This window comes from Microvirga sp. GN3 (assembly GCF_055792825.1).
The window spans coordinates 1-13,883 of sequence record NZ_JBVVAK010000180.1; the positions used below are offsets into that span (position 1 = coordinate 1).

Genomic DNA, 13,883 nt, shown 5'->3' on the forward strand with positions numbered 1-13,883 from the left:
CGGCTATCTCGTTGAAATCGACGCGATAGCAGTGCTCGCTCAAAACGCTCCTGCCCGACAGGCAGAAAACAGTGCCGTATAGATCGGGCCCAATATCAGCTCAGGTCAGCCCCATGTCTCCACTTAATACGCCGCTAGTGTTGAAGATGAGGGCATCGCCCAGAAGGTACGTCAAGGAGAGCCTGCGATGAACGCTACGGAAATACTCGACCGGTTGGTCGGCTTTCCCTCCGTCGTCGGCACGCCGAATAATGGCATCGCCTTGTGGATCAAAGACTATGCCGAGCTCTACGGCGCGCCAGTGACTGTTCTGCCGGGGCCGGAAGGCGACCGCGCAAACCTATTCGCAACAATCGGACCAGGAGATAAATCCGGCTATATACTTTCCGGACACATGGACGTCGTTCCGGCGCTGGAACCGAACTGGACATCCGATCCCTTTCGCCTGCGAGCGGATGGAGGTTTTCTCTTCGGCAGAGGCGCGAGCGACATGAAGGGGTTTCTTGCGGCAGCACTGGCCGCACTCCCAGCGATCGCGACCATGCAACTGGCGCGGCCAATCCATTTTGCGCTTTCCTACGACGAAGAAGCTGGCTGCAAGGGGGCTCCCCATCTCATCCGCCAGCTGCCCGAGCTCTGCGCCAAGCCGCTAGGCGCGATCATCGGAGAACCCAGTGGCATGCGCGCGATCCGTGCCCACAAGGGCAAGGCTGCTGCAAGAATTGAGATCCGTGGACGTTCCGGCCACTCGTCGCGGCCCGATAAAGGTTTGAACGCGATCCATGCCTTCGCCAGTGTCCTCCTCACAGCCGTTGTCACCGGGGAAGCGCTGCAAGGCAGCAGATTGGACCCGAGCTTTGAGCCGGCCTATTCGACGGTCCAAGTGGGTACCATTTCCGGCGGACAGGCGCTGAACATCATACCGGACTTCCTTATGGCGGAAATTGAGGCCCGTGCGATCACCGGAGTCGCGCCTACCGATATCCTGGAATCTGTCAGGCATGCCGTAGATGCGCTTAAGCAACAAGGGTTCCAAACGGAGTGGCATCCTCTGAGCGCTTATCCGGCACTATCGCTCGCAGCCGATGCGCCGCTTGCCCGTCTGATGGAGGAACTGACCGGTGCCGAGACGCTTGCCGCCGTAAGCTATGGCACGGAAGCCGGGCTTTACCAGGCGGCAGGCATCGACGCGATCATTTGCGGGCCAGGCGATATCGCTCGAGCCCATCGCGCCGACGAATTCATTCGGGTCGACGAATTGGCTGCGTGTCAAGCGATGATCGAGCAGCTCGCTAGAACCCTTCGAAGCTGAGGTATTCTTCATGGTTTTCTGGTTCAATTCCGATCGCGAGAGAGGGCGTGTCTTCGCCGAGGCCTTCGCCCGACAGCTGCCCGACCTCCCCTTCATCATGGATGCCAAGCAAGCCGATCCCGATGATATCCGCTACCTCCTGACGTGGACCGCGCCGCCGGATCTCCACCGCTTCAAAAATCTCGAGATCATCTTTTCGATCGGGGCCGGTGTCGATCAATTCCAGATCGAGACTCTCCCACCGCAGGTAAAGCTGGTCCGGATGGTCGAGGACGGCATCGTGCGCATGATGCAGGAATATGTGACACTTGCCGTTTTGTCGCTTCACCGCAATCTCAAGGAATATCTTGCACAGCAATCCGAAGGCAAATGGCAACCCCTGCCTGCCCGGCAAGCAGCAGACCGCCGGGTTGGCGTGCTGGGGCTCGGGACGCTCGGCCAAGCGGTTATCGAGCGGTTACGGCCGTTCGGCTTTCCGCTCTCCGGCTGGAACCGCTCTCCACGTCAAATTGTCGGCGTCAACTGCTATCACGGCCTCGACTCGCTGACGTCCTTTCTTGGGGAGACTGACATTCTGGTCTGCCTTCTCCCGCTCACCGACGAGACCCGCTGCATTCTCGATGCGCGCCTCTTCTCGGCGCTTCCACACGGAGCGGCGCTCATTCACGTAGGTCGCGGTGCCCACCTCGATCATGATGCCCTTCTCGATGCGCTCGACTCGCAGCACTTGTCGGGCGCGGTGATCGACGTCACCGAACCGGAGCCCTTGCCTTTTGAACATCCGTTCTGGCGGCATCCCAAGATCATGCTCACGCCCCACATCGCCAGCGTGACGCAGCCCGAAACCGCTGCCCGTTCGGTCATCGAAAATATCAGGCGCCACCGCGACGGCCTCGACCCGATCGGGCTGGTCGATCGCGGCCGCGGCTACTGAACCACAGCAGGACAGAAAGGAGAAAACATGTCCCTTCTCAAGACCATCGACCCGAACAGCAAAGAGGCGCCGCGGGAATCCAAATCGCTTCCTGAGCGGCTGATCTCGGGCGATCCCTTGTTCAAGACCTGGGCCCAGGATGTGGCGCGGAACGGGCTCGTTCATACCGGGGTCTGGGAGGCAACGCCAGGCGTTACTCGCTCGATCAAAGGCGAGACTTTCGAGTTCTGCCATATCCTTGCCGGCGTCGTGGATATCACGCCGGACGAGGGTGCGACCATCACCTATAAAGCGGGCGACAGTTTTGTCATGAAGCCAGGCTTCACCGGCACATGGCGCACGGTCGAGACGGTCCGAAAGATCTATGTGACTGTGATGTAATTACGTGCCCCGCCATCCGTCTCCAGACGAAGAGCTTGCACACCGGCGTTGCCTCAGTGCGGCCGAAGATCTCATCGCCTCACCGCGAGACCGGCACAACCTGCCGCTAAAGTGAGCGTAGATGCCAACGAAACGGAACAAGCCATGCAAACGGAAACCATCGCCCTCGCGCCCTTCGAGGCTCACCACCTGGACGGCGCCGTGGCGTTGTCACGTGAAGCGGGCTGGCCGCATAGGAGAGAAGACTGGACCATGATATGGTCGCTGAGTGAGGGCCGGGTCGCCCTTGTGGGCGACCGGGTGGTGGGCACGGCCCTCTTGACCCCCTTCGGCGACACCTGCTCAGCGATCAACATGATTATTGTCGACGAAAGCCAGCGCGGCCGTGGACTGGGAAGACAATTGACCAGCGCCGTGATCGAACTCGCCGGGGATCGGGAATGCCATCTGACGGCGACGAGCGACGGCTTACCTCTTTACGAAAAGCTGGGCTTCGTTGCGACGCATCAAATCGTCCGCCACCAGGGTGTTGCTGGACGAGTTGGTGCTCCCGAAAATGTTGAGTGGATCGGGGCCGACGCCCTGCCGGCGCTCAAAGCGCTTGATCGGGAGGCTTTCGGTGCCGACCGCGGCGCCCTCTACGATAGGCTGGCGAAGGAGGGGCCGTTTGCCGTTATCCGCAACGGTGACAATATCGTCGCCTTCGCGGCCACGCGGTTTTTCGGGATGGGCGAAGTCGTCGGGCCGGTCGTGGCAGAAAACGCCGACCAGGCGAGGGATTTGATTGCTTTTATCCTCTCGGAGAAGGAACGCCGTTTCGTGCGCATCGACATCCCTGAACAGAGCGGCCTTTCGTCGTTGCTCGAAGGCTGGGGGCTGCCTCACGAGGGCGGAGTTGTTGCGATGACTCGGGGTGCTATAAGCGAGTCGCAATCGCCGGAGGTTCGAACTTTCGTTCTGGCAAGCCAGGCTCTCGGCTGACTGATTATCTCCTGAGCTCGCCATCAGGGCACCGATATCGCGGATTGGGTAGCATACCGGGGCTGGGGATATCGACGAATTTCATCGATCGGGGCAGCGCAGCGCAACCTGACCGACCGCCACCTCACCATTGTCGAAGCGGCTTGTAACGACGGGCCCCGGGCCTGAACATGCCTGCGAGCTCGCCGATAACGGTTACATCAGTCGGCTCCGACCTCGTTCCGAGATTGTCTATAACGGTAGAAGGACAAAGCGGTCAGAAACGCCGAATGCCTACCAGCTTGCGGCGATGTATTTTGTTTCGAGATATTCGAGCATGCCGTGATGGCTGCCCTCACGGCCGAGGCCGCTCTGCTTCATGCCGCCAAACGGTGCGGCAGCGTCGGAGACCACGCCTCGGTTGATTCCGACCATGCCGCTTTCCAGCCGTCCGGTTACCGCAAGCGCGCGTTTGAGGTCGCTGCTGAACACATAGGAAACCAGCCCGTATTCACAGCGCCTGAGCGCTAGTTTCTCAGGCGCGCTTGAGGGCTGGCTCCAGGCCAACGGCGGCGGCTAACCCGCCGATATCCTTGATCTCGGTGTATTCGTAATAGGGATTGGCCGGCTCATGGCCGCGGTTGACCCAGACCTTGCTCTTGATGCCCAGGTCATAGGCGGTCATCAGGTCGTAGCGGAAGGATGAAGACACATGAGTAATGTCTTCGGGCCCGCAGCCGAGCTTGTCGAGCATGTATTCGAAGCCCTTCATCAGAGGTTTGTATGCCCCGACTTCTTCTGCCGTGATGACCATATGGATGGGCGCGCCCAGCTTTTCCACGTTCGACATGATCAGGCTGTTCATGGAGTTCGACAGGATGACCAGCGGAATTTCCTCGGCCACCCTGGACAGGCCAGCCGGGACGTCCGGGTGCGGACCCCAGGTTGGCACTTCGTCATAGATGCGTTGCGCGTCTTCGGGTTTGAACTGGATACCAATGCGTTTGCAACTGCGTTCGATGGAATTGTGTACCACTTCGAGGAAAGGTTTCCATGGCCCTAGCACCTCGTCAAGGCGATAGCCTCTAAAGGCCTCGACAAAGCCGGCCATCGCTTCTGGGGAGAGACGCTCGCCATAGACGCGTCGCGCAGCACCGGCCATATCGAAATTGGTGAGCGTGCCGTAGCAGTCGAAGGTGACATATTTTGGTCTAAATTGAGTCATGGCGTGTAGTCCTTCCAAATTTTCACGGCACAGTGTGCCTATCCAAGGTCATCGTAGTGGGCATGCTGCCTGTCTAAAGAGGTCGCGGCGCCGACAGACCGCAATGCGGCAGCGAAGCACGTACCTTTGAGAGTCCGTATCTGATCAGCTTCATTTCCTTTGCCTTTTTTATATCGGGCCAATCCGACCCAGGCGGAGCACTCCAACTTGCTTGCTGCATTCCAGCCAGTGGGAGCACACTGGCATAACTTTGCGGCGATAGCAACTGATTGTCCAACAATTTTTTTTAGATCTATCGCTCTGCCGCTTTCCGACAGCTTGAATACGTCGCTATTTAGGCAACCCCACTTGCTCACCTATGTAGCTGAAAATTCTCGACATCTTCTCATACTACTGCAGGAATTCTTCAGAACGCCTGCGCAGTCGTCAATCGTCATTCGGCAGAAAGAGATCCATCCCAACGGGAAGAAATGTCTGTCAAAAAAGAAATTGTTGTACAAAAATTGGAATGTGAGATACTGAGGTCATCGAGCTGCCCATTCTCGAGGCAGGATCTGAATGAGTGGAAGATGAGTCACAAGCATCAGTGCGGGCCAGCCCGCGTCCCTGAGCTTTCCGAGGCGTGCCACCCCGTTGGCGCTGCGGAAGCCGAGGAAATCGCCGAACGACTATACGGCGCGCGTGGCTCGGCCACGCGCTTTGAAACCGAGAAAGACGACACGTTCCTCCTCAACTGCGCAGCCCGGGGGAAGTTTGTGCTGAAGATCGCTCATCCTTCTGAGCGGATGGAGGAGCTCGATTTCCAGGTCGCCCTGATGCGCCATCTCGAGCAGCGTGCCCCTGATCTACCCATCCCCCGTGCACTTCGCGACGTCGACGGCGCGGATTTGCCCATCGTCACTACCAGTGCCGGAGAGCGGCGAGTGGTGCGGCTCATCACCTTCCTCCCCGGTACTCCGCTCGACCGGACAACTTCCACAGCCCCACAGCGCGAACGGATCGGCGAAATCCTGGCAAAGCTGCGTCATTCCATGGCAGATTTCTCGCATCCCGCAGACGACCGGGCGCTGGCATGGGACGTCACCCATCTGCGCGATCTCACCGATCTGCTGAGCTTCATCCCCGGGGGCGGCAAGCGGGCCTGGACCGTCCGCGCGCTCGAGCGGTTTGCCGAAGTCAAGCCGAGGCTCGACCTGTGCCGGCGGCAGGTGCTCCACAACGACTTCAATACGTCGAACCTGGTCGTCGATCACGCCAGCCCGCAGTTCCTGACCGGCGTCATCGACTTCGGCGATGCAGTCCGTACCGCCATCGCCGTCGATGTCTCCACGGCGTTGATGAATCAGATGCCAAAAACATTCGACCATGGGAACCGGCGTGACCTGTTCGACGAACCGCGCGACGTTCTGCGCGGCTATCTCCGCCACGCCGAACTGACGGACGAGGAACTCCGACTCATCCCCTTCCTGTCAATGGGCCGTCTTGCGGTCCGTGCGCTGCTGACGTGCTGGCGCGCCGAAATTTTCCCCGAGAATAGCCGCTATATCCTGCGCAATACCGAAGCCGGCTGGGCCCACCTCGAGTGGTTCCACTCGATTTCGACCGCACAGATTTCCGATCTTCTGACACGATAGGAACCGTAATGTCCAAGCAAGCGACTACCCTGCTCAAGGGCTTCCGTGGCGACATGCCCAATGGCTTCAATCCTCAGGACACGTCTCATCTCACAAGTGAAGATCTGGCGCATATCACCAGGCGGCAAAGGCTGCTCGGGCCTGCTTATCGGCTCTTCTACAAGTCGCCGGTTGAGATCTCGCGTGCCAAGGGCGTCTTCCTCTATGACAAGTACGGCAACGAATATCTCGACGCCTACAACAACGTTGTATCGCTGGGTCACTCTCATCCGCGTGTCGTCGAGGCAATCCAGAAGCAACTCGAGTTACTCTGTACCCACACGCGTTACATGCAGGAACCCCTGCTGGACTATGCCGAAGCCCTGATCAATACGTTCGGTGGCGAACTCGGCCGGACTGGATGCGCGATGTTCACATGCACCGGCTCGGAAGCCAACGATCTCGCCTTGCGTATCGCGCGTTACCACACACGCAAGACCGGCGTCATCGTCACGGCCGAAGCCTATCACGGCAACAGCGGCGCGGTGGCGGCAATCTCGCCTTCGCTCGGCAAGAAGTCGGCTCTGGATCCCTATCTTCGCACGGTCGCCGCGCCGGATTCCTATCGCCTGCCAGTCGAAGAAATCGGCCGGCGGATGGCGGAGGATGTCGCGCGGCAGATCGCCGACATGGAGCGGCATGGCGGCGGCCTAGCGGCCTTCATCGCGGACTCTGTCTTCTCCTCCGATGGTCTCTACGTCGATCCGACGGACGTATTGGCGCCGGTGGCGGAAGTGGTGCGCAAGGCAGGCGGCCTGTTCATCGCCGACGAGGTGCAGTCCGGATTCGGGCGGACCGGCAGCCATTTTTGGGGTCACTCCCGTCACAAGGTCGATCCGGACATCGTAACCATGGGCAAGCCCATGGGCAACGGCTATCCCGTTGCCGGCGTGGTCCTGCGGCCCGAACTCGTCGCCGAATTCGGATCCAGCATGCGCTACTTCAACACGTTTGGCGGCAACTCCGTCGCTATCGCCGCTGCAAGGGCCGTGCTCGACACGATCCTCGAAGAGGGCCTGTTAGACAACGCCGCCAAGGTCGGCGGCGAAATCCTCGACGGCCTCCGGGACCTACAGACGAAATATGAATTCGTCGGCGATGTTCGCGGGGCCGGCCTCTATTTCGGCGTCGAACTCGTCAAGGATCGAGACCGGAAAACACCGGACATGGACCGTGCGCTTGCAGCCGTCAATGCCTTGCGCGACCGGCGCATCCTCATTTCCGCCACGGGAGTGGACGCGCATATCCTGAAGATCAGGCCCCCGCTCATCTTCACATCGGCCAACGCGGCGCGTCTGCTCGTGGGCGTCGACGAGGCGCTTCGGTCCGTGCAGATCTAGGACCCGCCCCCATGCAGCCGGGCGGCACAATATCATCTCCCTAGTCCTACGCCGCCGCATGTGGCGTAGGTATGCAAACGAAATCAACGAGCAAAGCCAAAGCCATGCCGACGCTGCACGCCAGGAATCAAGCCGAAGATCTTGAGATGAATGTCGAGCCCTTGCCCGCTAGCGCGGTGGAAATCCTGACACACGCCTTGCGACGGCGCATCTTGTCGGGAGATTTCGGACCGGGCGAGTTCCTCCGCGACGTGAAGATGTGCGAGGAGCATTCGACCTCGCGGCACACATTCCGTACAGCAGCCCAGGTGCTCGTCACGCAGGGCCTGCTGCGTCAGATACCGAACAGAGGTTTTGTGGTGCCCGAATTCGGGCCTGACGATATTGTCGATATCACACGCGTGCGCGGCGCCATCGAAGGCGAGGCCATTCGTCTGATCGTGCTAACCGGCGTCATCCCATCTCAGGCGCTGGAGGCGGTCGAGGTTATGCACACGTCGACTCTATCCTCCGACAGATCCCTGCTGGTTGCTGCGGACCGTGACTTCCACCGCGCGATTATCGCCGCTAGCGGCAGCGCTCGGTTGAAGCGAACCTATACAGACCTCGAGGGCGAGATCGAGCTTCTCCTCGCACAGCGGCAGGATTTCTACGCCACTGCCGAAGAAATGGCGGAAGAACACGAGCGGCTCATCAACAGCTTGAGAAGCCGCCACTACGATACGGCGCGGGAGGCGTTCCAGGAGCACTGGGAAGATCTCCAGATCAAATTGCTCGATCAACGCTGACCAGCGCTCCCTGCGGAATTTGATAGCTCGGAAGGATAACCTGCCGGGCGGCGCTGAGGATGCCGGTGCCGCCGGTTCGACGCGGAGCAAGCACCATCTCGGATGTTTCCTCTCCGGCACCGCCAGAGCCTGCTTTGCGGCGAAGGCGCAGCGACTCTGCCGCCCTTGAATGGCGAGTTAAGTGACCCCTCAAGCAACAATCTCGAGGAAATCGCCGCTTTCGACGCGCGGGCCTTCGGCGTACATCGCGGGAAGCTGCTCGCACTGCTTTCGGGAAATGCTTCAACTTCTATTTTGCGACGAGGTGACGAAATTGTCGGCTATTCCATGTGTCGCGAGTTCGGGCGCGGCCATGTAGTCGGCCCGATAGTGGCAAGCAATGATCATGACGCAATCCAACTCACAGCCGCGCATCTGAAGGGGCTTGAAGGACAGTTCGCTCGCATCGACACGCGTGACAGGGCGGCGTTTGCCGAATTTCTGCAGCAGTGCCGACTCGCCGTTTCCGAGACGGATACGACCATGTCCAAGGGCCGCCGGCTCCTGAACCGAAAAGAAAACGAGCCCTGGATCTATGGCTTGGCCGGCCATGCGTTGAGCTGAAGATACAAGCACCCCAGCCGGCGCCTGTGTCTGCGGAGGGTGGTGCATTTCAGTTTTTTCCACGCGTCAGTTAGCAGACCACCGAAGGGCGGCTTTCTGGCTTTCCGGGCGCGGCAGCATCGTTCTCCAGATGCTCGCTTGGGATAGCATCTTCATTGTATGTTGCAGCTTGCCGTCCTGGTGACGATTCAGTGTTCTCAATCTTCAACCCCGGGCCACCATGCAAGGCGGCGGCGCTATGAGCAAAACGCACGGTAGATTGGTCTGTTTGTGCCGTTCCGACTGAGCGATCCGCATCTCATCATTGCGGAGAAGAATGCTTCACCGGAGGATCCAATGACAATCTACAACATTGCTCTTATCGGGTTTGGTGGCGTTAATCGCGCTTTGGCCGAACTCATTGCGACGAAGAATCCGCTCTGGGAACGAGACCTCGGCTTCCGCCTGAACATTGTTGCTGTCAGCGACCTCTATCTCGGTTCCGTTATTTCGCCGAACGGGCTTGATGCCAAAACCCTCGTTGAAGCGAACTTCGCAAAAGGCGGGTTTGGACAGCTCTCTGGCGGCAGTGCGGAAGCCGACAACGAAACAATCATCAAGACGGCGCCTGCTGACATCATCGTGGAAGCAACATTTACAAACCCGAAGGACGGCGAGCCAGCTGTTTCGCACTGCCGCTGGGCCCTGCAGTCCGGCAAGCATGTCGTCACCACGAACAAAGGGCCGGTCGCGATCGCTGCGCAGGAACTGAAGGCTCTTGCAAAGGCAAAGAGCGTTCATTTCGAATATGAGGGCTCCGTCATGAGTGGCACCCCTGTCATCCGCATGGCAGAAAAGACGCTTGCCGGAGCTGAGGTGAAGGGCTTCGAGGGGATCTTGAACGGTACTTCAAACTTTGTCCTCGGCCGTATGGAGGATGGCCTTGACTTCGCCACTGCGGTCAAGGAAGCCCAGACGCTCGGCTATGCGGAAGCCGATCCAACCGCCGATGTCGAAGGGTTTGACGTTCGCCTCAAGGTGGTGATCCTGGCAAACGAGCTGTTGGGAGCAAGCCTCAAGCCCGACGAGGTCACATGCAAGGGCATCTCCAAGCTTTCGCTTTCCGATATCGAAACAGCGGCAAAAGCAAACAGCCGTTGGAAGTTGATCGGATCGGCGGTCCGGAATGCCGACGGGACGGTAACGGGCAGCGTTTCTCCGAAGCAGCTTCCGCTCGAGCATCCACTCGCCGGTGTAAACGGCGCGACCAATGCAGTATCGCTTAACACTGAACTACTCGGCTCTGTCACTATCACCGGCCCTGGCGCCGGCCGCATTGAGACCGCTTACGCGCTGCTGTCCGATATTGTCGCCATCCACAACGCCCAGGCGGCCACCGCTACGAAGGAGGCCGCATGATGCAGAGCCTCGCCCTCAGCAAGAAGACGTCCGTAGACGAGATCATCATCAGCAATCCCTTCGACGGCAGCTTTGTCGGAACAGTCTCTGAGACCAGTGCCGACAGCTTGAACCTGCTGCTTGAGCGCGCCAATCGTGGTGCGCAGATCGCACGGTCCCTGCCCCGTCATAAGCGCTCCGCAATTCTTGAAAAGGCGGCAGCGACCGTTGAAGCCCGCAAGGAGGAATTTGCCCTTCTTGTCGTGCGGGAAGCGGGAAAGACGATCACCCAAGCCCGCAAAGAGGCTACGCGGTGTGTCAATACGTTGAAGCTCTCGGCGGACGAAGCAAAGCGGAATGCTGGCGAGGTGATCCCCTTCGATTCCTATGCCGGCTCGGAATCCCGTCAAGGCTGGTACACCCGGGAGCCGCTGGGCATCGTCACTGCGATCACGCCTTATAATGACCCGCTCAATCTCGTGGCCCACAAGCTCGGCCCCGCGCTCGCCGGTGGCAATGCGATACTCCTGAAGCCCTCGGAGCTTACGCCTCTCTCGGCCATCAAGCTGGTGGAAGTGTTGCTCGAAAGCGGGTTGCCGGACGAAGTCATCACGGTAGCTATCGGCGGAGCGGACCTGGGCAAAGCGCTCGTTTCGGCCAAGGACGTTCGGATGATCTCCTTCACAGGTGGTTTTGCGACCGGCGAGGCCATCGCGAAAAGTGCCGGTATCAAGAAGCTCGCGATGGATCTCGGTGGAAATGCACCGGTTATCGTCATGGAGAATAGCGATTTTGACGCGGCTGTTGAAGGGTGCGTATCAGGGGCCTACTGGGCGGCGGGCCAGAACTGCATCGGCACGCAGCGGATTCTGGTCCAGCGACCGATTTATCAGCGGTTCAAGACCGAGTTCGTGGCTCAGACTGCCAAGCTCAAGACCGGCAATCCGATGGAAGCAGATACTGACGTGGGGCCGATGATTTCGGAGAAGGCGGTCGACCGAGCAGCGACCATGGTCGAGCGCGCAATCACAGCTGGCGCGACGCTCCTTTGCGGGCACAAGCGCTCCGGCAATCTCTACTTCCCAACAGTCCTGGAGAACGTTCCAGCAGCGTGCGACATCTGGAATGAGGAGGTCTTTGCACCGATTGTCATCCTGCAGCAGTTCGACGAACTGGATGAGGCAATCCAGCTGGCAAACAGCCCGGAATACAGCCTCCACGCTGGTATCTTCACCAACGACCTGGAGGGGGCTCTTGATGCCGCCAACCAAATCGACGCCGGAGGTATCATGATCAATGACTCGTCCGACTATCGATTCGACGCGATGCCCTTTGGCGGCTTCAAGTACGGCAGCATGGGACGGGAAGGTGTTCGGTTCGCCTACGAAGACATGACCCAGCCGAAGGTCGTCTGCATCAATCGGCTGAAGCGGTGACAGGCGCCGCTTCCTCCATCTCAGCCAATCAGTGCTTCCGGGAGTTAACGATGTTCAAAGGATCCATCACCGCGCTCGTCACGCCGTTCGCTGATGGGAAAGTTGATGAGGCTGCACTTCGCAGCCTCATTGAATGGCAGATCGCCGAGGGCTCGTCTGGGCTTGTCCCTTGCGGAACCACCGGGGAAAGCCCAACCCTCAGCCATGCCGAGCACAAGCAAGTCGTGGAGATCGCAATCGCAACTGCCAGAGGTCGTGTTCCCGTCATTGCCGGAGCAGGCTCCAACAGCACCGAGGAAGCAATCGACTTCGTGCGCCACGCTCAAGAGGCTGGCGCGGATGGATTGTTGATCGTGTCCCCATACTATAACAAGCCTACACAAGAGGGGATTTATCAGCACTTCAAGGCAATCGACGCCGAGGCATCGCTCCCGATCATCGTCTACAATATTCCGGGGCGAAGTGTGATCGATATTCAGGTCGAAACGCTCGCCCGCATTTTCAATGATTGCCCGAACGTAAAAGGTGTCAAGGATGCTACAGGCAATCTCTTGCGTCCGTCGCTCGAGCGGATGGCCTGCGGCAAAGAGTTTAATCTTCTAACCGGCGAAGATGGGACGGCCTTGGGTTATATGGCCCATGGTGGTCACGGCTGCATCTCCGTGACCGCAAATGTTGCTCCCCGGCTGTGTGCTGAATTTCAGCAAGCATGCCTGAACGGCGATTACGCCGCCGCCTTGGCTCTTCAAGATCGATTGATGCCCCTGCACCACGCACTGTTCCTCGAGACTAGTCCGGCCGGCGCGAAATTCGCTTTGGCTCAACTCGGTAAACTCCGTGGCGACTTGCGCCTTCCTCTCGTGGGGGTCAGCCCACCTGTTCAAAGAGCAATCACTGATGCGATGCGCCACGCCGGGATTCTGCACTAGGGGAAGTAGAGAGTGGGAGTTGAAGGAATAACGCGTCCTTATCCTCGGCCTCCGGCGCAACCGTAACCATATGAATGACCGGCCGCCAACTCATCGACGGCTTTTGCCGGGTTCTGGTGCGTGAATGTGACTATCGTCACATGCCAGCATCTGCGAGGCCGTGGCATGGCAGATGCGGGAATTGCTCTACTCCACGGCATATTTCGGCTTTGGCTGGGAGCCGGCAATCCGGCCCGCTGCGGGACTAGCCGAGCCGGCGCCCGGCGATCTGAACCACGTCTATTTCAGCCTTGGCGGATCTGATGCGATCTACAGCACCGTCCGCTTCATCCGCTATTATTTTTTATGCCAAGGGATCACCGCAGAAAGACCAGTCCATCTCGATCGAACAGGGCTATCATGGTTTCTCGACCGTGGGCGCTGGGCATACGGCGCTTCCGGCCTTCCACGCGGGTTGCGACATCCCGTACGACTGACAGCACAGATCCCATCGCACTGTGCCCATCGCAATCCGGTGGGCACCGATCGCAAGCGGTTATCGCCGCCTCGAAGCAGGCCCTGCGCCGGAAGGCAGAGGAAACCGCGCCAAGCGCGTGGCGGCATTTTATCCGAACCGATCCAGGGCTCAAGTGACCTGCTGGTGTCACCGAAGGGCTGGATGAAAGCAATGCGCGATCTCTGCAGCGAGCTGGACATCCTGTTCATCACCGACGAGGTAATTACCGGAGTCGGCCGCACCGGACCGCTCTTCGTCTGTACCGAAGCTGATATCGTTCCTAATCTCCTGACTATCGCCAAGGGTCATGGCCAGCCCCCACGAGGTGGTCCGGTGTCAATGTTAGTGCATGATCGGTCGTGGCGCTACGGCTGGGGTGGCCGGCGGAGTTGGCCGGGGTTGCGCAGCCGGCCATAGCACTGTCTCGGG

The 13,883-nt window shown here is 59.4% G+C and carries 11 protein-coding genes and 3 pseudogenes; 12 read left to right on the forward strand and 2 right to left on the reverse strand.

Features of this window, described 5'->3' with window-relative positions; all coding sequences use genetic code 11:
• The first annotated feature begins 187 nt into the window (after window positions 1-187).
• The 4 genes from argE to ACS5Q1_RS41045 all read left to right on the forward strand — a co-directional run bounded on the left by argE (window position 188) and on the right by ACS5Q1_RS41045 (window position 3,608).
• The gene (argE, locus tag ACS5Q1_RS41030; RefSeq protein ID WP_473103623.1) at window positions 188-1,312 is read left to right on the forward strand and encodes an acetylornithine deacetylase; all 1,125 of its coding nucleotides are present in this window, start codon (window positions 188-190) and stop codon (window positions 1,310-1,312) included.
• Window positions 1,313-1,322: 10 nt separating this feature from the next.
• Window positions 1,323-2,246, forward strand: a complete 924-nt coding sequence (locus ACS5Q1_RS41035) for a 2-hydroxyacid dehydrogenase (RefSeq protein WP_473103624.1) — start codon at window positions 1,323-1,325, stop codon at window positions 2,244-2,246.
• A 27-nt stretch (window positions 2,247-2,273) separates the two neighbouring features.
• Complete coding sequence (locus ACS5Q1_RS41040; RefSeq protein ID WP_473103625.1) at window positions 2,274-2,627, forward strand: cupin domain-containing protein; 354 nt, start codon at window positions 2,274-2,276, stop codon at window positions 2,625-2,627.
• Window positions 2,628-2,771: 144 nt separating this feature from the next.
• Window positions 2,772-3,608 carry a GNAT family N-acetyltransferase gene (locus ACS5Q1_RS41045; RefSeq protein ID WP_473103626.1) on the forward strand — a complete coding sequence of 279 codons (837 nt, stop codon included), beginning with the start codon at window positions 2,772-2,774 and terminating at the stop codon, window positions 3,606-3,608.
• Window positions 3,609-3,881: 273 nt separating this feature from the next.
• Here the strand turns inward: ACS5Q1_RS41045 and ACS5Q1_RS41050 are convergent.
• Window positions 3,882-4,100, reverse strand: a pseudogene (locus ACS5Q1_RS41050) (aldehyde dehydrogenase family protein); the annotation flags it as partial.
• Window positions 4,101-4,122: 22 nt separating this feature from the next.
• Window positions 4,123-4,812, reverse strand: a complete 690-nt coding sequence (locus ACS5Q1_RS41055) for a haloacid dehalogenase type II (RefSeq protein ID WP_473103627.1) — start codon at window positions 4,810-4,812, stop codon at window positions 4,123-4,125.
• Window positions 4,813-5,381: 569 nt separating this feature from the next.
• Between ACS5Q1_RS41055 and ACS5Q1_RS41060 the strand changes: the two genes are divergently transcribed.
• The 8 genes and pseudogenes from ACS5Q1_RS41060 to ACS5Q1_RS41095 form a co-directional block, all read left to right on the forward strand.
• The gene (locus ACS5Q1_RS41060) at window positions 5,382-6,446 is read left to right on the forward strand and encodes a phosphotransferase (RefSeq protein WP_473103628.1); all 1,065 of its coding nucleotides are present in this window, start codon (window positions 5,382-5,384) and stop codon (window positions 6,444-6,446) included.
• A gap of 8 nt (window positions 6,447-6,454) precedes the next feature.
• A complete protein-coding gene (locus ACS5Q1_RS41065) occupies window positions 6,455-7,825 on the forward strand; it encodes an aspartate aminotransferase family protein (protein WP_473103629.1) in 1,371 nt (456 codons plus the stop codon).
• A 146-nt stretch (window positions 7,826-7,971) separates the two neighbouring features.
• Window positions 7,972-8,613: a GntR family transcriptional regulator gene (locus ACS5Q1_RS41070; protein ID WP_473103630.1), complete on the forward strand. Its 642-nt coding sequence runs from the start codon at window positions 7,972-7,974 to the stop codon at window positions 8,611-8,613.
• Between the two features lie 156 nt (window positions 8,614-8,769).
• Window positions 8,770-9,216: pseudogene (locus tag ACS5Q1_RS41075) on the forward strand (GNAT family N-acetyltransferase); the annotation flags it as partial.
• Between the two features lie 336 nt (window positions 9,217-9,552).
• Window positions 9,553-10,614 (forward strand): homoserine dehydrogenase, encoded by a 1,062-nt coding sequence (locus ACS5Q1_RS41080; RefSeq protein ID WP_473103631.1) that lies wholly within the window; start codon window positions 9,553-9,555, stop codon window positions 10,612-10,614.
• Window positions 10,614-12,029, forward strand: coding sequence for an aldehyde dehydrogenase family protein (locus ACS5Q1_RS41085; protein ID WP_473103633.1), 1,416 nt, complete (start codon window positions 10,614-10,616; stop codon window positions 12,027-12,029). Before ACS5Q1_RS41080 ends, ACS5Q1_RS41085 begins: the two co-directional genes overlap by 1 nt.
• Window positions 12,030-12,079: 50 nt before the next feature.
• Window positions 12,080-12,958 carry a 4-hydroxy-tetrahydrodipicolinate synthase gene (gene dapA, locus ACS5Q1_RS41090; RefSeq protein ID WP_473103632.1) on the forward strand — a complete coding sequence of 293 codons (879 nt, stop codon included), beginning with the start codon at window positions 12,080-12,082 and terminating at the stop codon, window positions 12,956-12,958.
• A 38-nt stretch (window positions 12,959-12,996) separates the two neighbouring features.
• Window positions 12,997-13,781: pseudogene (locus ACS5Q1_RS41095) on the forward strand (aminotransferase class III-fold pyridoxal phosphate-dependent enzyme); the annotation flags it as partial.
• Window positions 13,782-13,883: the final 102 nt, after the last annotated feature.